The 22139-nt window shown below is 63.0% G+C and carries 20 protein-coding genes; 11 read left to right on the top strand and 9 right to left on the bottom strand.

Annotation, left to right across the window (positions count from 1 at the left end):
* Window positions 1-158: 158 nt before the first annotated feature.
* On the bottom strand, window positions 159-740 hold the full coding sequence (locus NO932_RS17950; protein ID WP_309208751.1) for a transglutaminase-like cysteine peptidase: 582 nt from the start codon (window positions 738-740) through the stop codon (window positions 159-161).
* Window positions 741-933: 193 nt separating this feature from the next.
* Here NO932_RS17950 and NO932_RS17945 point away from each other — a divergent pair, with 193 nt between their 5' ends.
* The 8 genes from NO932_RS17945 (at window position 934) to NO932_RS17910 (ending at window position 10135) form a co-directional block, all read left to right on the top strand.
* A complete protein-coding gene (locus NO932_RS17945; RefSeq protein ID WP_309208750.1) occupies window positions 934-1608 on the top strand; it encodes a hypothetical protein in 675 nt (224 codons plus the stop codon).
* Window positions 1609-2988 (top strand): O-antigen ligase family protein, encoded by a 1380-nt coding sequence (locus tag NO932_RS17940; protein ID WP_309208749.1) that lies wholly within the window; start codon window positions 1609-1611, stop codon window positions 2986-2988.
* The gene (locus tag NO932_RS17935; protein WP_309208748.1) at window positions 2985-3785 is read left to right on the top strand and encodes a metallophosphoesterase; all 801 of its coding nucleotides are present in this window, start codon (window positions 2985-2987) and stop codon (window positions 3783-3785) included. Before NO932_RS17940 ends, NO932_RS17935 begins: the two co-directional genes overlap by 4 nt.
* A 20-nt stretch (window positions 3786-3805) precedes the next feature.
* Window positions 3806-5956 (top strand): Wzz/FepE/Etk N-terminal domain-containing protein, encoded by a 2151-nt coding sequence (locus NO932_RS17930; RefSeq protein WP_309208747.1) that lies wholly within the window; start codon window positions 3806-3808, stop codon window positions 5954-5956.
* Window positions 5957-6021: 65 nt separating this feature from the next.
* The gene (locus NO932_RS17925) at window positions 6022-7440 is read left to right on the top strand and encodes a phosphomannomutase (protein ID WP_309208746.1); all 1419 of its coding nucleotides are present in this window, start codon (window positions 6022-6024) and stop codon (window positions 7438-7440) included.
* Window position 7441: 1 nt separating this feature from the next.
* Window positions 7442-8884, top strand: a complete 1443-nt coding sequence (locus NO932_RS17920) for a mannose-1-phosphate guanylyltransferase/mannose-6-phosphate isomerase (protein WP_309208745.1) — start codon at window positions 7442-7444, stop codon at window positions 8882-8884.
* A gap of 190 nt (window positions 8885-9074) precedes the next feature.
* A complete protein-coding gene (locus NO932_RS17915) occupies window positions 9075-9338 on the top strand; it encodes a hypothetical protein (RefSeq protein WP_309208744.1) in 264 nt (87 codons plus the stop codon).
* The gene (locus NO932_RS17910; protein ID WP_309208743.1) at window positions 9338-10135 is read left to right on the top strand and encodes a hypothetical protein; all 798 of its coding nucleotides are present in this window, start codon (window positions 9338-9340) and stop codon (window positions 10133-10135) included. The genes NO932_RS17915 and NO932_RS17910 overlap by 1 nt, the downstream gene beginning before the upstream one ends.
* Window positions 10136-10163: 28 nt before the next feature.
* Here the strand turns inward: NO932_RS17910 and NO932_RS17905 are convergent, their stop codons facing one another.
* The gene (locus NO932_RS17905; RefSeq protein WP_309208742.1) at window positions 10164-11471 is read right to left on the bottom strand and encodes an O-antigen ligase family protein; all 1308 of its coding nucleotides are present in this window, start codon (window positions 11469-11471) and stop codon (window positions 10164-10166) included.
* Window positions 11472-11565: 94 nt separating this feature from the next.
* Between NO932_RS17905 and NO932_RS17900 the strand changes: the two genes are divergently transcribed.
* Window positions 11566-12879 (top strand): oligosaccharide flippase family protein, encoded by a 1314-nt coding sequence (locus tag NO932_RS17900; RefSeq protein ID WP_309208741.1) that lies wholly within the window; start codon window positions 11566-11568, stop codon window positions 12877-12879.
* A 5-nt stretch (window positions 12880-12884) separates the two neighbouring features.
* On the opposite strand, the gene NO932_RS17895 is transcribed toward NO932_RS17900, so the two are convergent.
* The 5 genes from NO932_RS17895 to NO932_RS17875 all read right to left on the bottom strand — a co-directional run bounded on the left by NO932_RS17895 (window position 12885) and on the right by NO932_RS17875 (window position 17727).
* Window positions 12885-13673 (bottom strand): WecB/TagA/CpsF family glycosyltransferase, encoded by a 789-nt coding sequence (locus NO932_RS17895; protein ID WP_309208740.1) that lies wholly within the window; start codon window positions 13671-13673, stop codon window positions 12885-12887.
* Window positions 13663-14676, bottom strand: a complete 1014-nt coding sequence (locus NO932_RS17890) for an NAD-dependent epimerase/dehydratase family protein (RefSeq protein ID WP_309208739.1) — start codon at window positions 14674-14676, stop codon at window positions 13663-13665. Before NO932_RS17890 ends, NO932_RS17895 begins: the two co-directional genes overlap by 11 nt.
* Entirely contained in the window at window positions 14673-16019 is a 1347-nt protein-coding gene (locus NO932_RS17885; RefSeq protein WP_309208738.1) for a UDP-glucose/GDP-mannose dehydrogenase family protein, read from the bottom strand. Before NO932_RS17885 ends, NO932_RS17890 begins: the two co-directional genes overlap by 4 nt.
* Window positions 16020-16121: 102 nt before the next feature.
* Complete coding sequence (gene cysQ / locus NO932_RS17880) at window positions 16122-16994, bottom strand: 3'(2'),5'-bisphosphate nucleotidase CysQ (RefSeq protein ID WP_309208737.1); 873 nt, start codon at window positions 16992-16994, stop codon at window positions 16122-16124.
* 55 nt (window positions 16995-17049) lie between these two features.
* Window positions 17050-17727, bottom strand: coding sequence for a sugar transferase (locus tag NO932_RS17875; protein ID WP_309208736.1), 678 nt, complete (start codon window positions 17725-17727; stop codon window positions 17050-17052).
* Between the two features lie 352 nt (window positions 17728-18079).
* On the opposite strand from NO932_RS17875, the gene NO932_RS17870 reads away from it, so the two are divergent.
* A complete protein-coding gene (locus NO932_RS17870; protein WP_309208735.1) occupies window positions 18080-18493 on the top strand; it encodes a hypothetical protein in 414 nt (137 codons plus the stop codon).
* Between the two features lie 9 nt (window positions 18494-18502).
* On the opposite strand, the gene NO932_RS17865 is transcribed toward NO932_RS17870, so the two are convergent.
* Both NO932_RS17865 and NO932_RS17860 read right to left on the bottom strand, forming a co-directional pair.
* The gene (locus tag NO932_RS17865; RefSeq protein ID WP_309208734.1) at window positions 18503-19597 is read right to left on the bottom strand and encodes a pyridoxal phosphate-dependent aminotransferase; all 1095 of its coding nucleotides are present in this window, start codon (window positions 19595-19597) and stop codon (window positions 18503-18505) included.
* A gap of 26 nt (window positions 19598-19623) precedes the next feature.
* A complete protein-coding gene (locus NO932_RS17860; RefSeq protein WP_309208733.1) occupies window positions 19624-20952 on the bottom strand; it encodes an SAF domain-containing protein in 1329 nt (442 codons plus the stop codon).
* A gap of 131 nt (window positions 20953-21083) precedes the next feature.
* Here NO932_RS17860 and NO932_RS17855 point away from each other — a divergent pair, with 131 nt between their 5' ends.
* Window positions 21084-22136, top strand: coding sequence for an enoyl-CoA hydratase/isomerase family protein (locus NO932_RS17855; RefSeq protein WP_309208732.1), 1053 nt, complete (start codon window positions 21084-21086; stop codon window positions 22134-22136).
* Window positions 22137-22139 lie beyond the last annotated feature (3 nt).

The raw sequence follows: 22139 nt of genomic DNA, 5'->3' as shown, positions 1-22139 counted from the left end.
CCAGGGGACGCGTCGCGGTGGCGTGTTGCGAGCCGCTGATCGGGATGCCTTTGGACCGGTCATATCACCCTCAATTCAGCCTAGGGTGATCATCCAAGCGCCCAGTTTGCAACACTCCTCAATAAGCACAGTGAATCTGATGCAAATGTTTTGGGGCTCTAAGCCACTCTGTTCCAGCGTTTTGGGTCGGGTGAGGAGATGGCGGTGAGGGTGTGGCCGGTCTGGTTGAAGGGCAGGATCTGGGCCGTGAGATTGTCGAGGACATAGTCGCCGACGGTGGTGCGCACGATCAGCACCGCATGGCCCTCGCCCTGGGCGGTGAGCCCGATGGCCAGGCGCAGGGCGCCGGCGGGGACGCCGCGGGCGATGAGCTCGGCACGCTTGTTCATGGCGTAATCCTTGCAATCGCCAGTTTGGGCACCGAGCTCCCAGACCTGGGTTGAGCGCATCCGGGGGCGGATGGCGGCATTGACCTCGCGGTTGACCGAGGCGAGCAGGTTCATCAGCCTTTGATCCATCTCTAGGGCGGTGGCGGGCGCAGCGGCGCAATGAGTAGGCTCGCGCAGACAGAAGATTTGCAGACCGAGGGGGGCAGGCGTGGCCGAGGATGTGACGATCTGCGTTGCCGGGACGGGGCCGGCATGGTCGGCAGGGTGAATTGTCTGGGCGTTGGCGGAGAGGTTGGCAAGGGCGGCGGCCAGTGCCAGAGCAGTGGTGAGAGCCAATGAGGGGATACGCATCGTCCGTGTCTCCAACTGAGAGCGGATAGCTGGCCGCGCCGGCGTGAATCGGCTTGCCGTCATCTTGCAGGGTAATCGGAAACAATTTGCTGCCCATCGGGGGAACATCATATCGATCCCGCTATGTCGGCGGCGCTTGACCCCGGATGTGTGATCCGGGCATGGTTCTTGTGGGTGGTTTGGGCGCTGCAAAATGTCTTCTGTTGTCAATGGGATGATGCTGACCGTGGTGGCCCTGCTGCTGGGAGCAGGCGGGGTGTATCTTGCGGCGCGTGAACTTGCGCCTTTCCGGTTTTCGTTCGCGCCGAGCGCCCAAATCCTGGCCCGACTCGCCGAGGACGCACCACCGGTTCCGCCCTCGGTGTTCGGCGCCAATGTCTCGCTGCGTATTTGCGAAGAGGCCATGGGCGCGCTGGGTTTCCGGCTCTTCCCCAGCGGAAGAATTGCCGCCATCGCCAGCCATTGCCGGGAGGCGGCGCGGGAGGCGACCGGCGCCATGCCGAGCCTTTCTTATGGACATCTTGTGGAGGCGATGGCGCTTTTTGCGCTGGGGCGGAGCGATGAGGCCGGCGCAGCGCTGGGGCGTTCGCAAAGGGTGGGCGCCAATGAACAATGGATCGCCGAACGGCGCGTGGCGCTGGCCGAGGACCATTATGAGATCCTTGGGGCTTATGGCCAGACGGGACACTTGAACGATCTGGCGCTTCTGGCGCGATCGGAACGCGGCATCGGTTCAGTCGCTGCGCGCTACGTGTCGAACCCAGGATTTCGCGAACGGGCGACGGCGGTTGTCGAAACCCTGCCCGAGGATATCCAGGAGCGGTTCGTCTCTCTGGTGCGCTCTCAAGCGCCGGAGGCGAGGCGCTAGATGTCGATCAATCTGGCAGGCTTGGAAATGACCCGCGTGGACTCGGGGGTGAGCCACAGGAGGGAGGGACGGCGGCTCTACCGGGTGACAGCGGTTGTGTTGATCGTCTTCCTGCTTGTTCTTCCCATTCCGCTGGGCGCCAACCGTCCCGTGTTCTGGGCCATCAACGCGGTTGCGGTGGGCGGCGCGGGGGCGCTTTACGGCATTGCGATCATGGTGCGGCGCCAAAGCTTCCGTGTGCCGGTTGGAGCGGTGGCGGAAATTGCCGTTCCGTGGCTGGCGCTTTGCGGGTTTGCGGCGCTTCAGATCCTGCTGCCCATCAAAACCGATTTTGCCGGACCCAATGGGGGCGTGACCGCACCGGTGCTCTCGCTCGCGCCGGGCGCAAGCCTTTTCGGGCTCGTCCAGTTCGTCACCCTGGGAGTGTTTTTCTTTCTCGTATTGCAGGTCGGGGCCAATCGGGGTCGGGCGCAGACAATCGCCTGGGCACTGTTCGCGGTGATCGTGGCGCATGCCGTCTACGGGCTTGTGGCGCTGACCCAGTTCGGCGATACGGTGCTGATCTTTGAGAAATGGGCTTATCCGGGTTCGGCGACCGGCACCTTCGTCAACCGCAACGCCTATGCCACATTTCTCGCCTTCGGGCTGGTCGTGGGCACAGGGCTGGCCGGGCAGGCTATCGCGCGGACTCGCCCGCGGTTGACGGCCAGTGTGATGATGTCCCTGACTGGTTTGGCGGTTCTCGTTGCAGCGCTCTATCTCACCCAATCGCGCATGGGAGTGGCGGCGGGGCTGGCCGGAAGCCTGATCGTTCTTTGTGGTTTCGCGATCAAGATGGGGCGGACGCATCCGGGCATGCCGGTGTGGACGGTGCTTTTGGCGTTGGCCGTCGTGGGGTTGGGAGCGGTGCTGTTTGGATCCGGGTGGGCCGAGCGCCTTGGGAGTGTCGAGCGGGATTTCGATGTCCGGGCGGCACTTTACGCGCAGGTGGGCGAGATGATCGCCGCCCGCCCATTTCTCGGTTTCGGCGGCGGAAGCTTCGAGGTGGCCTTTCCGCTGTTTCATCGGGTTCCTGTCAGTCCGGACCTTGTGTGGGACAAGGCGCATTCGACCTATCTGGCGCTCTGGGCCGACTATGGGGTCATCGCGGGTTCCATTCCGCTGCTTGTGGTGGGAATGATCGCATTAAGATGTGCCGTGCTCTTTCACGCTCGTCAAAGCGACTGGCTGCTGCCGCTGGTGGCGCTTGGGGTGACGGCAACGGCGGGGCTGCATTCGCTGGTCGATTTCTCACTTGAAATACAAGCCAATGCCTTGTTTTTCGCGGCATTTCTGGCCCTGGCCCTGGGGAATCCGGGCCAGGGTGGGCGCAGCCGATGAAGCGGTTGTTTTCGCGCCTTTTCGCTTCCGGTGAAGCGCCCCGAACCGGCGCGCCCCGGCTGTCGAGCAGCGATTTTCCCCGGGCGCTTTATGCTATCGGCGACGTGCATGGCCGGCTCGATCTTCTGGTGGCGCTTGAAGATGCGATCATCGAGGATGCCGGGGGCGCCGATCAGGACCTTTGGGTGGTGCTGCTTGGAGATCTGGTCGATCGCGGGCCGGCCTCGGCGCAGGTTATCGAGCACGTGATGGCGCCGCCAAAAGCGGGATTTCGGCGCTTCTGCCTTTCGGGCAATCATGAGGAAGCCATGCTTGCCGCCTTCGAAGGTCCGGAAGGGTTCGAATGGTGGTGCCGCTATGGCGGGCTCGAGACGCTGGCGTCCTATGGCGTGAGCCCATTCCGGCTCGACCCGAGGGCGCGCAATTGGGAGGCCAACAGGGCGGTGCTGGAGGCTCATGTGCCGCAGGCGCATCGGAACTTTCTGGCCAACCTGCCGGTTGCCATGCAGGTACCCGGCTATGTGTTGGTTCATGGCGGGCTGGAACCCGGTTTGGGGATGGACGAACAGTCCGATACCGATCTGCGATGGTTCCGCTACCCGCCCGGTCCGTTGGCGCCGGGGCCGGAGGGATGCGTGGTGCATGGGCACACGATTATGGAACAGGCTCTGGTTTCAGACGCCCGCATCGCCATCGACACGGGGGCTTTCATGACCGGGCGGCTGACGGCGGTGCGGCTGAGCCAGGACCAGGCGCCGAGACTTATCGAACAATCGGCGCCGAGCCGGCGTGGCTAGCGGCAGATCTGGGGGGGATCATGGACGATCAGGACATCGACATTGGCGGCATATTGAACCTGCTGCGCCGCAGGTTCGGGCTGATCCTGGTGACGCTTGCCGCGTGCCTGGGGCTTGCCGGCCTCGCCATCCTGGCGCTGACCCCGACCTTCACGGCCTCGGCTCTGGTGCTGGTCGATGCCTCGCGCAGCACGCTGCTCGATCCGGAAACCCAGAGGACCAATGCGGCAACCGATACTGCGCGCGTGGATTCGGAGGTCGAGATCCTGCGTTCGGATGCGGTGCTGCTGGACGTCATTGCACGGGAAGGGTTGCTCGCCGATCCAGAATTTGGGGTGCGGCTGGGGCTGCGCGAACAGTTCATGGCCTTCCTCCGGCTAGGGGCCACCGATCTGCCCGAGGGGGAAGCGGCGCTGCGCTCGGTTCTCGACCGGTTCAGGGATGCCGTTTCGGTACAGCGGCGCGGGGCCACCTACCTGATTTCGGTAGACGTCCGTTCGCAAGATCCGCAAAAGGCGGCGCAATTGGCCAATGCGGTGGCCGAAGCCTATATCGCCGATCAGACGCTTGCCAAAATCGAGGGGGTTCTGGCGGCCAATGAGGTGTTGCGGGCGCGGCTCGATCTGTCACGCGAGAACATGGTGCGCACAGAGGAGGTGTTCGACGGCTTCATCAGCGCCAATATCGAGCAGTTCGCCGCTGATCCGGGCAGTCCCGTGTCCCGGCTGCGCGACAACCTGCAGGGGATCACCGGCAGGCGCGATGCGCTGCAGTCGCTGAGCCAGAGCGTGGGCGCGGCGGTGGCTGAGCGCGATTGGCCGGCACTGATGGCCCAGCTCGAATCCGATGCGGTGGCGCAATTGGAAGAACAGCGACAGACGCTGGCCGCCAGCCTTTCTGAGGTGGCGGCGGAGTCGCCCGTCGCCATCGACCTGCGCCAGCAACTGGCCGCCATCGAAAGCCAGCTTGCCGACAGGGCCGATGCCGAACTCATGGGTTTGCGCACGCAGGTGGCCGAGCTGGACCAGCAGGCGGTCGGGCTGCGCCAGCAGATCCGTTCGGACGTGCTTGCAAGCGAGCTGCCGGTCGAGGCTTTGACCCGGCTTTACCAATACCAGCAATCGGCGGATCTGGCGCGCAACCAATATCAATCGCTTCTGGCCCAGAGCGCGGATTTGCAGGTGCAGGCCGAGTTGCAGATCGCCGACAGTCGTATCGTTTCGCCCGCACTGCCGCCGAGCGAAGCGAGCTTTCCCAACACAAGGCTGATCCTGGCGCTGTCCGGGTTGGCGGGGCTGGGGTTTGGGGTGGGGCTGGCGGTGATCTACGAGAACTTCCTGGGTGGATTCACCAGCGAAAGCCAGTTGCATCTGGTAACGCGTTTGCCGGTGGTGGGCGAAATTCCATTGCAAAAGCTTTCTTTCGATACCGAGGCGGCAGCCGATATGGTGATCACGGCACCGCTCTCGCACTATGCGGAATCGGTAAGGCGCGCCCGGGCGGGATTGGATCAGCACTTGCGCCGGAAACGCTTCCCCCTCCAAAGCGGAGCGGCGGGAAATGAGCCAGAGGAGGAGCGAGGGCAGGTCATCATGGTGTCCTCCTCGGTTCCTCAGGAGGGAAAGACCACGCTGGCGCTGTCGTTGGCGCGGGCCTATGCCCAATCGGGCAAGTCCACATTGCTCATCGATTGCGACCTGCGGCGGCCGGCGATCCACAAGAACCTCGGCATCGAGCCAGAACTGGGGCTGTTCGAATATCTGGCCGGAAGGGCGGGAGCCGATACGCTCGCCTCGATCGTGCTGCGTGACCAGGACACGGGGCTCAGCGTCGTGGTGGGCTCGAAGCGTTCGGACATTCCGACCGACCAGTTGATCACCGGCAACGCCTTTACCCGGTTGATCGCGGCGGCCGTCAAGAATTTCGACGTGGTCATCCTCGATACGCCGCCTGTGCTGCCGGTGGTCGATGGGCTGTATCTCTCCCAATACGCCGATGCGGTGTTGTTCGTGGTGCGCTGGTCCGCGACCGCCCAGAGCGAGGTGCGCGCGGCGATAAGCCGGCTCGAGCAGGCCAAGACCCCTGATGCGCCGGTGGTTGCCGTGCTCAACCAGCAGGCGGGCGGTCAGGCGCGGTATGGCAAGAGCTATCAGGGATATTACGAGGAATAATGGGCGTTGGACGTGACCGGTCCGCCGGCATAAAACAATCATTAAGCGAAACGTCAGATCGGGGGATGCCCATTAGCGCGCCTGCATCCATCGCCTTCGGAACCTCTGGGCTCAGGGGGCCCGCCGAAGGGTTCACGCCTGAAATCGTCATGGCCTATGTCGCCGGCTTTCTCCAGACCGCCTGCGCGGGGGCACGGGACAGAGAGGTGGTGGTGGGATACGACCTGCGGGCGTCGAGCCCTGGGATTGCCGCCCTGGTGGGCGGGGCGGTCGAAGCTCTTGGCTGGCGGACCGTCAATGCGGGCAAGGTGCCGACGCCCGCACTGGCGCTGGCCGGGCTGGAGCGTGGCGTGCCGGGGATCATGGTGACGGGGAGCCACATTCCGGCGGACTATAACGGGCTCAAATTCTACCGGCCCGATGGCGAACTGCTCAAAAGCGACGAGGAGCCGATCGGGCGCAAGGCGCGGGCGCTGCTCGAAGGCGAGGGGGCGGTTTTCGTACCGGGCCTGCCGCCGGTCGATCCGCGCATCGGCAATGGTTATGAAGCGCGCTATCTCACGGCTTTTGCGCCGGGCGCGCTGGCGGGGCTCAAGATCGGGATTTTCCAGCATTCGGCGGTCGGTCGGGACATTGTGGGGCGCGTGCTGGGTGTTCTGGGCGCCCAATGCGTTTCGATCGGGCGGAGCGAAACATTCGTCGCCGTCGATACCGAGGCTGTCGAACCCGATGTGATGGCGGAGCTGAGGGCGGCGCTGACCGAACATGGGCTCGATGCCGTCGTCTCGACCGATGGGGATGGCGACCGGCCGCTGCTGATCGATGCGGCGGGCGAGCAGATCAACGGCGATGTGCTGGGTGCGCTGACGGCGCGGGCGCTCGGCGCGCGCATAGTGGTGACGCCGCTGACCTCGACCGGGGCGCTCGAAATGAGCGGATGGTTCGAGACGATCGAGCGGACGCGGATCGGTTCGCCCTATGTGGTGGCGGCCATGGCTGAAGCCGGGGACGAAGGCGTCGTCGGGTTCGAGGCCAATGGCGGGTTTCTGGTGGGGAGCCGGTTCGGCAAGCTCACCCCGCTTGCGACCCGGGACGCGATGGTTCCGCTGATCGCGGTATTGGCCGAGACGGTGCGCCGGGGCGTACCGGTGGGCGATCTCGTGGGCGAGCTTCCCAGGCGCGTGATGCGGGCTGACCGGCTCAAGAAGGTGCCGCCGGAGGCCGGCAAGGCGCTGGTGGCGGACCTCGCAAAATCGAGCGAGCTGCGCGCCCGGTTCGGAGAAGACCTCGTGGCGCCGCAAACCATCGATACCAGGGACGGCACAAGGCTCGTTGCCAAGGATGGCACGATCGTTCATTTCCGCCAGTCGGGCAACGCACCCGAACTCCGATGCTATGTCGAGACCGACAGTGCCCAGACAACAAAGGCGATGCTTGCCATGACCATGGCCAGGCTCGCCGCCTATTTCGAGGGGACCCGATAGAATGGATATGCCGGTTTCGCAGCCCCGACGGATCGTTCCCGTCATTCTCGCCGGGGGGAGCGGCACGCGGCTGTGGCCTATTTCCCGCACGGCCAGGCCCAAGCAGTTCCTGGCCCTTTTGGGTGAGCACAGCCTGTTCCAGCAGACCCTGCTGCGGCTCAAGGACGATCCGCGCTATGGTGCGCCGATCGTCATCACCAATGAGGATTACCGGTTTCTGGTCGCCGAGCAGGCCCATGAAATCGGCATCGTGCCAGCCAGCATCGTGCTCGAACCGGTGGCGCGCAACACCGCGCCGGCGATCGTTGCCGCGAGCCTGATGGCAGCGCAGGACGGCAGCGATCCGCTCATCCACGTGCTGCCCTCGGACCATGGCATCGTTGTCGATAAGGCCTATGCGCAGGCACTGGACACTGCCGAAGCGGTGGCGCGGGAGGGGCGGCTTGCAACCTTCGGGATCGATCCCACCGAACCGGCCACCGAATTCGGCTATATCGAAGCGGGCGAAAGCCTGCCGTCCGGCGGCCGGCGGGTGGCCCGGTTCGTCGAAAAGCCCGACGCGGAAAAGGCGGCGACAATGATCGCGGCGGGGTCGCATTACTGGAATTCGGGGATGTTCCTGTTCACCGCATCGGCCTTTCTTGCCGAATGCGAAAAGCTGGCGCCCGAAATTTTCGCAGCGGCGAGCGCGGCGGTGGACAAGGGACGGGCCGATCTCGATTTCTATCGCCTCGAAGCAGCCTCGTTTGCCCAGGCGCCCTCGATATCGGTGGACTATGCGATCTTTGAAAATACCGATCTGGCCGCGGTGGTGCCGGCCGCGATCCAGTGGACGGATCTGGGATCGTGGAACGCGGTGTGGAAGAGCGGGGCCCGCGATGCAGCGGACAATCTGGGCGTGGGCAAGGTGACGCTCAACGCGGCGTCGCGCTCGCTGGTGATGTCGGAAAGCCATCATGTGGTGCTCGACGGGCTCGATGACGTCGCCGTGCTCGCGAGCGAGGACGCTGTCTATGTGGGACGGCTATCGGCGGCGCAGTCGGTGGGCGAGGTGGTCAAACGGCTCAAGGCCGATCCGCAGACCCGGCATTTCACCGAAATCCACCGCACGAGCTATCGGCCCTGGGGCGGGTATACCTCGGTGCTCAATGGCGCGCGGTTCCAGGTCAAGCGGCTGTTCGTCAAATCGGGGTGCCGGTTGAGCCTGCAAAAGCACCTGCACCGCTCCGAGCATTGGGTGGTGGTGCGCGGCACCGCCGAGGTGCAGGTGGGCGAGAGCGTGCGCCTGCTGCACGAGAATGAAAGCATCTACATTCCGCGCGGCGAGATCCACAGGCTTTCCAACCCCGGCAAGATCGAACTCGAAGTGGTGGAGGTGCAGACCGGCGATTATCTGGGCGAGGACGACATCATCCGCATCGAAGACGAGTTCGGCCGCAGTTAGAGCCGGGGATTTTGATTGAATCAACTCGCCGGCTCTAATCCTTTGCGTCGCGTTTCCGATCCGCAAAAATGGTACCCATTTTTGCTGGAAACGCTCACATCTAGTCGTTCAAAACAACGAAACTTATCCCCGCCCTGCCAGATTGGGTGATGATGGCTCCAGAGCTATAACGGCACTGGAGCCAGACATCATGACTTCAAACTTTTCAGGACGGGCGAGCAGCGCGAGCGGACCGGCGGGCGATTTCTTCGCCATCACGCCCGATGATTTCAACGACCTGCCGCAGGTGACCCGGGCGATCTATATCGGCAGCGCCGGCAATCTTACCATTGTCTCGGCTTGGGGGCGGGAGGTTCGGTTTGCCAATGTTGCCGGCGGCACCGTGCTGCCGGTTTGCGCGGCGCGGATCATGGCCAGTGGGACAGATGCCGGCGATCTGGTGGGGCTCGTTTGATGGAGATCGCGCTTTCACTTTCGCTTTCGGGCGCGGGGGCTCACGAGCCATTGCTGGCAGAGACGCAGGCGCTGCTGTCTCGGCTTTCCGTCCAGCCGAGCATGGCGCGCATGGCCGCGATTAACCGGCTAATCGGCGCACTCAAGGTGGGCGAGGTGTGGCAGCGGCTCGATGCGCTCTATGTCCTGGCGGCTCACCACGCACAGGCGGCGCAGCGCAACTGGGTTGCCGACAGCTACAATATCGTCCCCGACGGTGTACCTATGTTTATGGTGGACCGCGGCTATCAGGGCGACGGCAATGGGTACCTGGATACGGGCCTCAACCCGGCGACCAGCGGGCTCAATTATCGCGAGGATGATGCTTCGTTTGGGTTCTGGAGCCTCACGGACCATGCGAGCGAAAGCTACGATATGGGGGCGTTTCAATCGGCGACCGTGAGAGCGGATATGCGCATTTTCCGGCCCGGTGCATGGTTTCCCGCCTATCTCAACGATGAAACGTTTCTTCATCTTGCGGTGAGCGGGGCGACTGGCCTGTTCAGCGTTTCGCGGGTCGATGGGGCAATCCGAACGGTGCGGGTGAACGCGGGAACGGCCCGGGCGGCGGAGGCGGGCACGACCGGTGTTCCGAACCTCTCCTTCCATATTTTGGGTGCCAATGGGTTGAGCGGACGTTCGCAACGACAATGTGCCGCCGCCTGGATCGGCGGTGGTTTGACCGAGGGGCAATATGGCACGCTGCACGCGGCGTTGCGTGCGTATCTGGTGGAGGTGGGGGCGATCCAGGCCCAATGACGTTCGGTGGCGAGGCTTACACCTTCACCTATCGGGGGTGGATCGCAATCGTTCGGCGGGACAGAAGATCGACCGAGAGCAGAAATATTATGATCGCCGTGTAGGTCAGTATCGAGGTGTCTATTTCCTGGAACAGAGACCATGCACCGACAACGACAATGCCTCGGACCCAGAAAGGGGCTGTCTTGCGCTTGAATGGATCATGCGAGAGGACGGACCTGACCCCACGCGCTATCGGCAATATCCAGAATGCCAGGGTTGCGAAGATCAGCGCAATCAATCCGCCGCGCGTCAGGAACGACAGCGGCATTGAGTGACTGCCCACGGCGTATTGGAGGGAAGGGTCGTCCTTGGGTTTGTATCCCAGACCCAACAGCGGGTCGCCGGCGATAAATTGCGAAAGCGCTGCCCCATAGAGCTCGAACCGGTCACTGGTGGAATACTGCCTGAACGAGGAGGCGAAATCGGCCAGGAGCGGGAGCAGTCCCGCGAGGATGGAAGCGAGAACCAGGAGGAGCGAACCCAGTACCATTCGGTTTCGGCTGATCCATAGATATGTAAGGACACTAACGCCGATATGAATTCCGATAACGGTCCGGCTGAGCGTCGAGACGATCAGAAGGATGGTGATGGCTTCGGTCAGGACAAAGTCTCGTTTCCTGCCCTTGGCCCAGAAATGCGCCGCTGCCAGATTGCCGGTGAGCGAGACGATGATGGCGCCGGCAGTGTCCCAGCGCGCGAAATAGATAAAGCGAGGGGCGGCGAAAGAGCCAAACCCCCAATCGGGGCGGTAGATGCGCGTGCTGGCAAGATATCGCAGCATCTCGGTGTCGCTATCGGCAAAGCCGGAAAGCAGCGTCGGAAACGAGAGGACCTCGGACCCGGTGACGGCGAACGCCAGTACGCCGACACCGAAAAGGAGCAGGCAGAACAGCAGGAGCCGGTGGCTCAGCATGCCGATCTGTCCCAAGAACACTTCGCGAAAGTCCCTGGGATCGCGCCGGTTCTGGGCCTGGCGATAAAGGTGCTTGATGATGCCGATGGCAAGCAGCGTTCCGCCGACCAAGATCCCGATGCTATAGACCGAAGACAGCGCACGGTCGTAAGCGCCGTCGCGCACGACACCGATGACTGTTGCCGCCGCCAGGGCCAGCACCAGCGCGGCGATCGGCAGCAAAAGGCTGGATCGATAAGGAACACTGCGGTACGTCCATGAGAGGTAAAGACCGGCGAGTGGAACAACCAGGATTTCGAGACCTAAGAGCAGGGCGATAAAGGCAAACAGCACCCAATTTCGCGTGTCGCTGCTCGATGACGCCCGCTGAACTTCCGGCATCCCTGGCGCATGTAGGTTTGGGGCAATTGACATGGGTTCTGCCGTGGCTCGGGGCGCTTCTTATGCTTCGATTTCCAGGATTTTTCAGGCGGGGTTGGCGTTTTTACTCGTTGTCGTACTCGCGACCATACTCGGGCCTTCGCAATTCGGTGTCTACACCATCACGATATCGATTGCCGCCATGCTTCAATATGTGTGCGGTCATTGGTTATCGAGCGCCATCTTTCGAGAGGCGGACGGCGGCGAACAGGCCGTAACGCAAGGGGAAGTCGATCACCTGCTGCTCCTGATCGTGCTGGCTACCGCCCTGCTTTTCGCTGCGGTTTATTTCTTTTGGGGAGAGCGCGCAGCCATCCATACGGCCCTGTGCGGGCTTGTTGTGGCTGTCGAACTGGCGTTTTTGTGCCAGACAAGTTTTGCCGCCGCCAAAGAGGAATGGGGGCGTTATTCGCTCGCCTATGCGGGGCGCGGTTTTTTGGCGCTGCTGCTCGTCGCTGGCGTTGCGTTCTATACGTCATCGGCCGCCTGGACCCTCGCGGCCTATGGTGCGAGCACATGGCTTGCCGCGCTGATTTGCCGGCGGCGCCTGGGAGGTGGGAGCAGTTTTGCCAGGCTTTTCGGGATGTTCAGGCGCTATGCCGGGCTTGGCCTGACGGCAATCATCCGACAGCTTTACGATCGGGGAGACCGGGTTGTTGTGGGCGCCCTTTTCGGGGCCGAGATGGCCGGCACATATGGGCTGGCGTCCGATCTGGTCCGGCGCCCTATGCAGACATTGGGCGGGGCGATGCATGCGGCCTTCTTTCCCAGGCTGGCCAGGCTCTATGGTCGTGACGAGGAAGCCTTCAAGGTCCGATGGAAGGCAAATTCGCTGGTCGTGGCCTGGAGCGCGGCGATCAGTGCGGTGGCGGCGATCGTTGCCGCCGATCTCTTGTTCGTCTCGCCCGGAACCTATTCCGCAGTTCTCTTAACGTTTGCCGTTGTGCTGTCGATTTCGGCGGCGGTGGAGACTTTTGACACTTACCACTCCTCCTATGCGCTTATCGGCGCGCGGCGCCTGGGGCGGCTGCCCATCGTTTACGCGGCAGCGGGTTTGGTCTTTGTGCTGTTTGCGGCGTTTGCCGGGTTCAGCGGCAATGCGTTGCTCATCGCCTGGGGTGTGGTTGCCGCCAACATTATTGGCATTTGCGGCGTGGTCATTCTCAGCAGCCGGAAAGCCCATAAGGTTGCGGTCACCCATGAGGTGGCCTACCCGCTGCTCTATTGTGTGCTGTCGGTGGCAACCTGGTTTTTCCTGAGGGACGGCGTGCACCCCGCCCAACAGATTGTGGTGGCGACAGCTCTTGGTGCCGTCGGACTGACGGCGGCAGGCATCAACATCTATCGGCGCCGCGCTTCGTTCGAATGACCGCCTTACCGGCGCTCTGTGTGCCGTAAAAGCCGGTAGAATGCATATGGGTTGGTCGTGAAATAGCGCCAGGCCAGGCGCTTGGGGTCGTCCAGCATGCGATAGAGCCATTCGAGCCCTAACCGCTGCATCCATTTGGGAGCACGCGGAGCGTCGCCGGCAAGAAAGGCGAATAGGCCGCCACAGGTCTTGATCCAGGCGATACCCGCCAAGCGATGACGGTTGCGCACGCACCAGAACTCCTGGCGCGGCTTGCCCAATCCGACCCAAAGGATTTCGGCACCGCTGGCGCGGATCGTCGCGCAGATCCGTTCATCGTCCGCGTCATCGAAATAACCGTGGTGACGACCGACGATCTGGACCTCGGGATAGGTCCTGCCGATGGCCTCTACCGCTGCCTTGTTCTGGGCGTCGGTGGCCCCCAGGATGAAGAGTTTGAACCCATGCCGGGCGGCAACCATGGCGGCGTCGTGGAAAAAATCGGTGGTCGCGATGCGCTCGGGGAGCGGCTTGCCGATCAGTTTCGAGGCAAACACCACGGGCATGCCATCGGCGTGGACGATGTCGGCCTGGGCCATCGCGCTGGCAAATTGGGGATCCTGGCCGGCCAGGGCGATGCCTTGGCCGTTGGATGAGAAGACAAGCCGGGGACGCCATGTATCCCTTCGGGCGCGGGCAGCAAGGCAGTCTTGAACCATCGTTTCGGCCAGTTGGCTGCGCGTGACGCTTGCCGTGGGGAAGCCACCGATGACGACAGAAGGGATTGTGGAGGTCGTTTCGACCTCACGCAGCATCCTTGTACCTGCGATACCAATCAACGAAGGCTTTAACGCCGGTTTCGACGTCGATGCCGGGCACGAAGCCCGTGAGGGCTTCCAGCAGACCCTCATTGGCGTATGTGGCGACCACATCGCCCTGCTGCATGGGCAGCATGGTCTTGTTGGCGGTGCGGCCCAGGCATTTTTCGATGGTCTCGATGAAGGGCATCAGCCCCACGGGCCGGCCGCCGGCGATGTTGACCGCGCGCCAGGGCGCGACCGAGGAAAGGGAATCGGTGACGCCAGCCGCCTCGACTGGTCGGCCTTCCTCGGGAATCGCAGCCGACAGGCGCACGATGCCCTCGACCAGATCGTCGATATAGGTGAAGTCGCGCTGCATCTGGCCGTTGCCATAGACCTCGATCGCCTCTCCGCGTTCGATGGCGTCGACGAATTTGAACAGCGCCATGTCCGGGCGTCCCCAGGGGCCGTAGACGGTGAAGAACCGAAAGCAGGTGGTGGGAATCTTCCAGAGGTGTGAGTAAGAATGGCTCATCGCCTCGCAGGCCTTCTTGGTGGCCGCATAGAGCGAGACGGGGAAGTCGGTTCGGTCCACTTCCCTGAACGGCATTTGCGCGTTGCCGCCATAGACTGAGGAGGTGGAGGCGATCAGCAGGTGTTGTACCGGATTAGCCCTCACCGCTTCGAGCAGGTTGAAGGTACCCAGAAGATTGGCGCTGATATAGGTGTCGGGATGCTCGAGGCTGTAGCGTACGCCGGCTTGGGCCGCGAGATGGATGACGATATCGGGCGCAAACGAAGCGATGGCTTCGGTGAGCGCATCCTTGTCCTCTAGCATGGCCTCGACGGCGCTGAAGGCGTTGGACCGGCGCAGAATAGCGAGCCGCGCCTGCTTGAGAGCGGGGTCGTAATAGGCGGTCATGCCATCGAAACCGACGACCTGATGGCCATCGGCAAGGAGGCGCCTGGTCAGATGAAAGCCGATAAAGCCCGCCGAACCGGTGACGAAAACCTTCATTCGGCTGCGTCCATCCGGCCTTCGTGATCGCCTGCCGCTTCGCTGCGTCCGATCGAGGCGTAGGTGAAGCCGGCCTTTTCCACGTCGGAGCGGCGATAGACGTTGCGAAGGTCGACCAGGGCGGGGGTTGCCATGGCCGCCTTGAGACGGCCCAGGTCGAGCGAGCGGAACTGGTTCCATTCGGTCACCAGAACCAGACAGTCCGCATCCTTTGCGGCATCATAGGCATCGGCCGCGTATTCGATGCCGGAGATCATCGACTTGGCCATCTCCATGCCTTCGGGATCATAGGCACGGATAGTTGCCCCCGCATCGAGCAGGGTCTGGATGATGGCGATGGAGGGGGCATCGCGCATGTCGTCGGTGTTGGGCTTGAAGGTCAAACCCAGAATGCCGATGGTCTTGCCGCGCACATTGCCCTCGCAGGCCGCAATCACCTTGCGGCCCATGGCCCGCTTGCGGTTATCGTTGACCGCCACCGTGGTCTCGATAAGCCGCAGGGGAGCGTCGAAATCCTGGCCGGTCTTGACCAAGGCCAGCGTGTCCTTGGGAAAACAACTGCCGCCATAGCCGGGACCGGCATTCAAGAATTTCGATCCGATGCGTTTGTCCAGCCCTATGCCGCGCGCGACGGCCTGTACGTCGCCCCCCGCCTTCTCGCACAGATCGGCCATCTCGTTGATGAAGGTGATCTTCATGGCGAGGAACGCGTTGGCGGCATATTTGATGAGTTCGGCGGTGCGCCTTCCGGTGAACATCACGGGCGCCTGGTTGAGATAGAGCGGGCGATAGACCTCTTCCATCACGGGGCGGGCGCGTTCGTCCTCAAGGCCGACCACGATGCGATCAGGGCGCTTGAAATCGTCGATAGCGGCGCCTTCGCGCAGGAATTCGGGGTTGGAGACCACGACGAACTCGGCATCGGGATTGGTGTCGGCGATGATGCGCTCGACTTCATCGCCGGTGCCCACGGGTACCGTCGATTTGGTGACGATCACGGTGAAACCCTTGAGCGCTCGGGCGATGTCGGCGGCGGCTGCGTGGACATAGGAGAGATCGGCATGCCCGTCGCCGCGGCGCGAGGGGGTGCCCACTGCGATGAAGACCACGTCGGCATCGGCGACAGCGCTGGCCAGGTCGGTGGTGAACGAGAGGCGCCCGGCGGCGGCATTGGTGGTCACCAGCGTATCGAGCCCGGGCTCGAAGATCGGGATGATCCCTTGCTTGAGCCTGTCGATCTTGCCCGCATCGAGATCGACGCAAGTCACCTCATGGCCGAAATCGGAAAAGCACGCTCCGCTCACAAGACCCACATAGCCGGATCCGATCATCGTTATACGCATTAAAAATCCACCTGTTTTCCGGGTGTTCCGCACCGACCCCAGCGGGCCGCGCGGTCATCACCAAATCTTTGCACTCAAGCGCCCTATGTCCTTATCCGGGCATTATTGCGATTCGACGGCGGTTGCATCACCGCAGACTTTTCTGATGATGGCGCCATCGCCAATGGCCCAGAAGGCGCAATTGGCGAAATCGCTGTCGGCGGATTGGTTGCACTTGCCATAGCGCAAGGGCTGCCCCGCCATGTCGATTACATGTCCGCCAGCGGCGCGCAGAATGGCGTCACCGGCGGCGGTGTCCCATTCCATCGTCCGGCCGAACCGGGGATAAAGATCGGCGGCGCCTTCGGCAAGCAGGCAGAATTTGAGCGACGACCCGGCTGTCGCAAAATCGGTAATCTCAAGGGCGTCAAGGCGCGTGTCGGCTTGGCCGCTGCCGTGGGAGCGGCTGCCAATGGCCATCAGCCCGGATTTGGGTGCCACCCGCACCTTGACCGGCACCGTCTCGATGATCGCGTGGTTCTCGACCCTGGCTGCAAAGGCGCCATTGGTGCGGCTGCCCCACCAGATCCGGCCCAATGCCGGCGCATAGACCACCCCGGCAACGGGAACGCCGTGTTCGATAAGGGCGATATTGACGGTGAACTCGCCATTGCGGGCGATGAATTCCTTGGAGCCGTCCAGCGGATCAACCAGGATGAAACGGTCGGCGAGCACCGGCTTAAGACCATTGGCGACCGCTTCCTCGGCGACGACGGGGATATTCGGGAACAGCGCAGCCAGTCGATCCATGATCAGCGCCTCGGCGGCGGTGTCGGCCTCGGTCAGCGGGGTGTCGTCGGCTTTGGTCTGGACGGAAAAGTCCCTGCCATAGATGGTCAGGATCAATTCTCCAGCGCTGAGCGCGATCCTGGCGAATTCGCCGGTCATCTCATCGAGCGTCGGTGGCTGGGCAGGGCGGGGATCTGGCGCTGTCATGGAACTCGGCATTTCTAAGCTGTCGTGCGCGATGGTAATGCAGTTGGCCCAAGAGCTAAAGGCCAGTTCCGTTCAGGAACTCCTGCCGCACGGTTATCCAGATGATCCTTAGATCGAGAAGCAGCGAGAAATTTTCAATATAGGCGAGATCGTGGTCGATCCGCGCCCTCGCCCGGGCGGGGTCATCGGTTGGTCCGCGGAGCCCATGGGCCTGCGCCCAGCCCGAGAGCCCCGGCTTCATGGCTTGCCGCGCCGAATAATAAGGAACGAGGCCATCATAGGGAACGCCGCCGGCCAGCATGCCGAACGCGTGCGGCCTTGGGCCGATCAGCGACATCTCGCCCTTGAGCACGTTGATGAGCTGGGGCAATTCGTCGATCGAGGTCCGGCGCAGAAAGCGGCCGACGGGGGTGACGCGGGGATCATCGCGCACCGTTTGCATCATGCCCGTGACGTCGCAGCGATCGACATACATGGTGCGGAATTTGAGTACGCCGATCGGCTGGCCGTTCAGTCCCTCACGTGGCTGCCTGAAGAAAACGGGCCCCGCACTCGAGAGGCGGACGAACATGGCGATTGCCACAAAGCCGGGAAGAAACAGAATAAGCGCGAGCAGGCTGAAGGCGATATCGAAGCAACGCTTGACGGCCAATTGTGCCACCCTGAGCGGAGTGGGACGGGAAAGGACAGGTTGGCCTTCGATCAGCGTCAGCATGAGGCCCGATTGCGGCATCCGCACCGCCTTTTCGGTGGAACGGTGCCCTGGCGTTTCTCTGGCTGACTGCCTCAGGCTATGAGCATGCGTCCGCTCCGCGGCCAATTCCTGCATATTCGCGGCCCCCACAGCAAATGCAGCAATAATCGGTTATGTCGAACGGTCACACTGGCACGAATTTTAACAACCGTGAACGGCTTATTATCGAATGGTTAACCTTCATGATCTCGGCGGCGCACGGGATATCGCTGGCGTAGAGTTCTGCCCGCGCGCTCAGACGAGGCGGGCATACATGGTTATTGACTCGTAAATGGCGCCTCCGTAGCATTTTGAACTGGAACTTGCATTCTACGCTTGGGGGCGTGTGGTTATGTTCAAGGGATTTCCTTATGCGGCGATTGCCGCAGCGCTTTGTGTTTCCATAGCCTCACCTGGCGTCGGGCAAACGCCCGACACTTTGGTTGTCGAGAGTGCCTGTGCATCTGCGGAGGCAAGCGAGATGGGCTGCCTTGCCGCTGTCGAAGCCTATGCCGCCAGCCTTATAGGGCTTCCTGCAGCCGAAGCCGACATTGCCCTGGGCATGCTCGCTGCCACGCTGGCGTCCTCGTCCCTCGTCGCAGGAACCGGTTCGCCGGTCATCGCCGCGGCGCTTTCGGCCATCGCGCCGGCCGTGACCGACCCCGCCCAGGCCAACCAGATTGCCGAGCTTTCGGCTGCTGTCGAAACGGGAGTCGATCTTCCTGTTGCTGCCGTCGGTGAACCGGTGCCGGCCAGCCCGAGCTGATTTTGTCAGCTACTCGGCCAATATCGATTCAAGCGTATCGCAGGCCAGTTCGATATCGGCTGGCCTGCCGACACTGAGGCGGATGCAGCGGTCGAGGACCGGCACGGCAGGTTTGCGCACGAAGATGCCGCGAGCGAGCAGCCGCTCAAGAATGGCGCCGGCGCGCGAGGCGCTGCCGCAATCGATGGCGACGAAGTTGGTGGCCGAGGCGATGGGGGCGAGTTCCAATTGCCGGGCGCGCTCGGCGATGCGGTCGCGACCGGCGGCGATCGCCTGGACGGTGCGGTCGAGATAGTCCTGATCGTCCAATGCCGCCAGCGCCGCGATCTGGGCGAGCTTGTTGACGCCGAAATGATTGCGGATGCGATCGAAGGCGGCAATGAGATCGGCCGGGCCGATGCAATAGCCGATGCGCATGCCAGCCAGCCCATAGGCTTTTGAGAAGGTCCGGAAGCGCAGGAGGTTCGGGCGGGCAACATCGATGGCCGGCAACGTGCCGGCCGGGGCGGTTTCGCCATAGGCTTCGTCGAGGACGATCAGCGTCTCGGGCGGAACAGCGTCAATGAAGTGCTCGATCTCTTCGGCGGGCCACCAGGTGCCCATGGGATTGTCGGGATTGGCCAGATAGACGATTTTGGTCGGGGCAGCCCGTGTCGCTTCGAGCAGGCCCGAAAGGCTTTCCCTATCGTCTTCATAGGGCACGGTAGAGAGCTCGGCCCCTTGGGCGGCGACGTGATAGTTGAAGGTCGGATAGGCGCCCAGCGAGGTCACCACGCGGTCGTTTTGCGCCAGAAAGAGGCGGCAGGTCAGCCCTAGCAGCGCATCGATGCCCTCGCCCACCGAGAGAGTTTCGAGCGGCGTGCCAAGGTCGTCCGAAAGCGCTGAGCGGACGGCAAAGATTTCTGAATCCCCATAGGTCCAGACATCGCCTGCCGCAGCGGCGATGGCGGCGATCACCTTGGGTGAGGGACCGAAGGCGCTTTCATTGGCGCCCAGCCGTGCGCGGAAGGGGATGCCGGTGCGGCGCTCGATGACTTCGGGTCCCACGAAGGGGACCGTCGGGGGCAGGGCGGCAATGACTGGCGCCAGGCTGGGGTGTTTCAATCGCGTTCTCCTCCGGTTTCTCGCTCTCAGCCTTGCGCCGCCGCGAGCATTTCGTCCTGCCGCTTGCGCAGGGCAAAGAGCTTGGTGGAGGTATCGGGCGTGGCGTTAGCTGCCGTCAAAAGCTCGCCTTTTTTGATCGGGGCGGTGACCGTTCCGCCTTCGAGAAGGCCGACCGGAATGGCGCCGGCGGCGCGGGCATCGGCCGCTGTCATGGTCCAGGAGCGATAACAGGTTTCCCCGATGGCATCGAGCGGAGTGCCCGGCACAAGGTCGCGCTTGGCGACGGCGCAGACTTCGGCGACGGGGTTAGCCAGCGGTACCATGTCGGGCTTGCCGTAAAGCATGATCCGCGCCGCGGTGAGGGGCACCTCGAGGCTGGTGAGGTGGTAGGGGCGATAAAAGCCGTAATAGGGCCCGACCCCGACATGGAGATCGTCCATTCTCTCGACCACGCGCGGATGGGTGGCCCTGGCGATCACGAAGACACCCGGCGCAACGCCCTTGCCGATGGTGTAATCGACAACGCCGGATTTTTCGAGCACGCCGCCATCGGCCCTGGGGATCAAGACCTTGGGCAGCGTTTCCCGGTCCGCATTGGGCCCGTGCATCCCCGGCCGGTCGGGGACTAGTCCCGTCGCATTGGCGATGGCGGCCATTTCCACCATGGTCTTCGAGCCATCGACGAATTCGACGAGCATGCGGGGGTTCATGTTGCGGCGCGTGGCTTCTTCGACATAGTCGGCTGGCACCGCATCGTGGTTCAGGGGGTTGTTCTTGCCCTTGCCGGCGGCAACGATCTCAAGGCCAAGGGCGGCGGTGAATTCGATAAGTTCCATGCACGAGGACGGCTCGTCGCCAGCGCCCACCGAATAGATGACGCCGAGGCGATCGGCTTCGTGCTTGAGGTAAGGGCCAATGGTGACGTCGGCTTCGACATTCATCATCACCAGATGCTTGCCGTGCTCCATGCCCAGAAGGTCGAAATCGGCGCCCACGCCGGGCTTGCCGGTCGCATCGATAATGACATCCACTTCGGGAGCCGTGACCATCAACTCGGTGTCGGAGGTGACCGCTATCCGCCCCATGTCGATGGCGGCGCTCATGGCGCTGCGCGAGGACACCTCGCGGGCGTGATCGCTCTGCCCGCCGGGGCCATAGGCGATATCCATGGCGGCCATGGCGGTGTGCGGACGGCGGGTCGAAATGGCGGCGATCTCAATCCCCTCCATCAGGGACACCTGAGTGACCAGATCGGTGCCCATTTCACCCGAGCCGATGATGCCAAGACGGATCGGCTTGCCTTGATCCTTGAGGCGTTCGAGATCCCGGGCGATGCCGGTCCTTGAAATTTTCATGACCCTTTGGGTTCTTTCAGCGTTTAGTCGTGCGCCTGTCTTAATTCATTTCCGGGCCAAGGGAAATGCGGAACGGGCTTCATTTCGGTGCAAGGCCATAGCAGTATGGAAAAGGCAAGAGGACGGGGCTCATGGACGACATCTCCATTTCGATCGAAGGCGCATGCGGTATTATCCGGCTGGCCAGGCCCAGGGCGATCAACGCCCTGAGCGCGGATATGATCGCGGCGGTGCGCGCTGCCCTCGACGAATGGGACGAAGACGAGCGGGTGCGGGCCGTCCTGATCGAGGGCGAAGGGGAAAAGGGGTTGTGCGCGGGCGGGGACGTGCGCGCGACGCGGGAATTGGCACTTGTCGGCGACACGCGGCGGGTCTCTGCGTTCTTTGCCGACGAATACGACATGAACGGGCTGATCGCGACCTATCCCAAGCCGATCGTTGCCCTTCAGCACGGCATCGTCATGGGCGGGGGGATCGGAATATCCTCGCACGCCCGCTATCGCATCGCCACGGCTTCGAGCCGGTTCGCCATGCCCGAAGGGGCGATCGGGTTCTTCTGCGACGTGGGCGTCAACGCCATCCTCTATAAGACCGCCCAGGCGCGGGCGCTCGCCTTTTTGATGTCGGGGCAGACCGTGGCGGTCGCCGATGCCATCGCGCTGGGGCTGGCCGATGCGGCGGTGCCCGAGGACGCTCTGGCCGGCCTGCGCGCACGGGTGATCGAGGCGGCGCAGGCGGGCGATCCGGACACGGCCATCACCGCGCTCATCCAATCGGAATCGATCGATCCGGGGGAAGCGAGCTTTTGCGGGCTTGCCGATTCCCTGGCTCCGGTGTTTGCGGCCGAAACCGTAGGCAAGATCGTCGAGAACCTCCTCGATCTGGCCGAAGAGGGCGATCCGGGTGCCGCAGCGCTGCATGCGGCAATCGCCCGCCAATGTCCCACATCCTTGGCCGCCATCGTTATCTCCCACCGGCGGGCGCGACAGCTTCGTGATGTGCGGGCCATTCTCGAGGACGATCTGGCGCTGGCCAAGCATATGGCGCTGCGGCCCGATTTCGCCGAAGGGGTGCGCGCCGTGCTGATCGACAAGGACCGAAATCCCCAATGGCAGCCGGCGCGGCTTGCCGATGTGGATTCCGATGCGCTCGAAAAGGTGCTGGGGGAAGCGGCGCTGACTTAGCCG

This window comes from Pelagibacterium sp. 26DY04, assembly GCF_031202305.1.
Classification (GTDB): Bacteria; Pseudomonadota; Alphaproteobacteria; order Rhizobiales; family Devosiaceae; genus Pelagibacterium.
Note: the sequence above shows the minus strand (reverse complement) of the source record. Positions and strands in the feature narration are given on the sequence as shown.

Bases quoted from the DNA above. Each gene is read 5' to 3' on its own strand.
- NO932_RS17950 (WP_309208751.1), bottom strand. From the start codon at position 740: ATGCGTATCCCCTCATTGGCTCTCACCACTGCTCTGGCACTGGCCGCC.
- NO932_RS17945 (WP_309208750.1), top strand. From the start codon at position 934: ATGTCTTCTGTTGTCAATGGGATGATGCTGACCGTGGTGGCCCTGCTG.
- NO932_RS17940 (WP_309208749.1), top strand. From the start codon at position 1,609: ATGTCGATCAATCTGGCAGGCTTGGAAATGACCCGCGTGGACTCGGGG.
- NO932_RS17935 (WP_309208748.1), top strand. From the start codon at position 2,985: ATGAAGCGGTTGTTTTCGCGCCTTTTCGCTTCCGGTGAAGCGCCCCGA.
- NO932_RS17930 (WP_309208747.1), top strand. From the start codon at position 3,806: ATGGACGATCAGGACATCGACATTGGCGGCATATTGAACCTGCTGCGC.
- NO932_RS17925 (WP_309208746.1), top strand. From the start codon at position 6,022: ATGCCCATTAGCGCGCCTGCATCCATCGCCTTCGGAACCTCTGGGCTC.
- NO932_RS17920 (WP_309208745.1), top strand. From the start codon at position 7,442: ATGGATATGCCGGTTTCGCAGCCCCGACGGATCGTTCCCGTCATTCTC.
- NO932_RS17915 (WP_309208744.1), top strand. From the start codon at position 9,075: ATGACTTCAAACTTTTCAGGACGGGCGAGCAGCGCGAGCGGACCGGCG.
- NO932_RS17910 (WP_309208743.1), top strand. From the start codon at position 9,338: ATGGAGATCGCGCTTTCACTTTCGCTTTCGGGCGCGGGGGCTCACGAG.
- NO932_RS17905 (WP_309208742.1), bottom strand. From the start codon at position 11,471: ATGCCGGAAGTTCAGCGGGCGTCATCGAGCAGCGACACGCGAAATTGG.
- NO932_RS17895 (WP_309208740.1), bottom strand. From the start codon at position 13,673: ATGCTGCGTGAGGTCGAAACGACCTCCACAATCCCTTCTGTCGTCATC.
- NO932_RS17890 (WP_309208739.1), bottom strand. From the start codon at position 14,676: ATGAAGGTTTTCGTCACCGGTTCGGCGGGCTTTATCGGCTTTCATCTG.
- NO932_RS17885 (WP_309208738.1), bottom strand. From the start codon at position 16,019: ATGCGTATAACGATGATCGGATCCGGCTATGTGGGTCTTGTGAGCGGA.
- cysQ (WP_309208737.1), bottom strand. From the start codon at position 16,994: ATGACAGCGCCAGATCCCCGCCCTGCCCAGCCACCGACGCTCGATGAG.
- NO932_RS17875 (WP_309208736.1), bottom strand. From the start codon at position 17,727: ATGCCGCAATCGGGCCTCATGCTGACGCTGATCGAAGGCCAACCTGTC.
- NO932_RS17870 (WP_309208735.1), top strand. From the start codon at position 18,080: ATGTTCAAGGGATTTCCTTATGCGGCGATTGCCGCAGCGCTTTGTGTT.
- NO932_RS17860 (WP_309208733.1), bottom strand. From the start codon at position 20,952: ATGAAAATTTCAAGGACCGGCATCGCCCGGGATCTCGAACGCCTCAAG.
- NO932_RS17855 (WP_309208732.1), top strand. From the start codon at position 21,084: ATGGACGACATCTCCATTTCGATCGAAGGCGCATGCGGTATTATCCGG.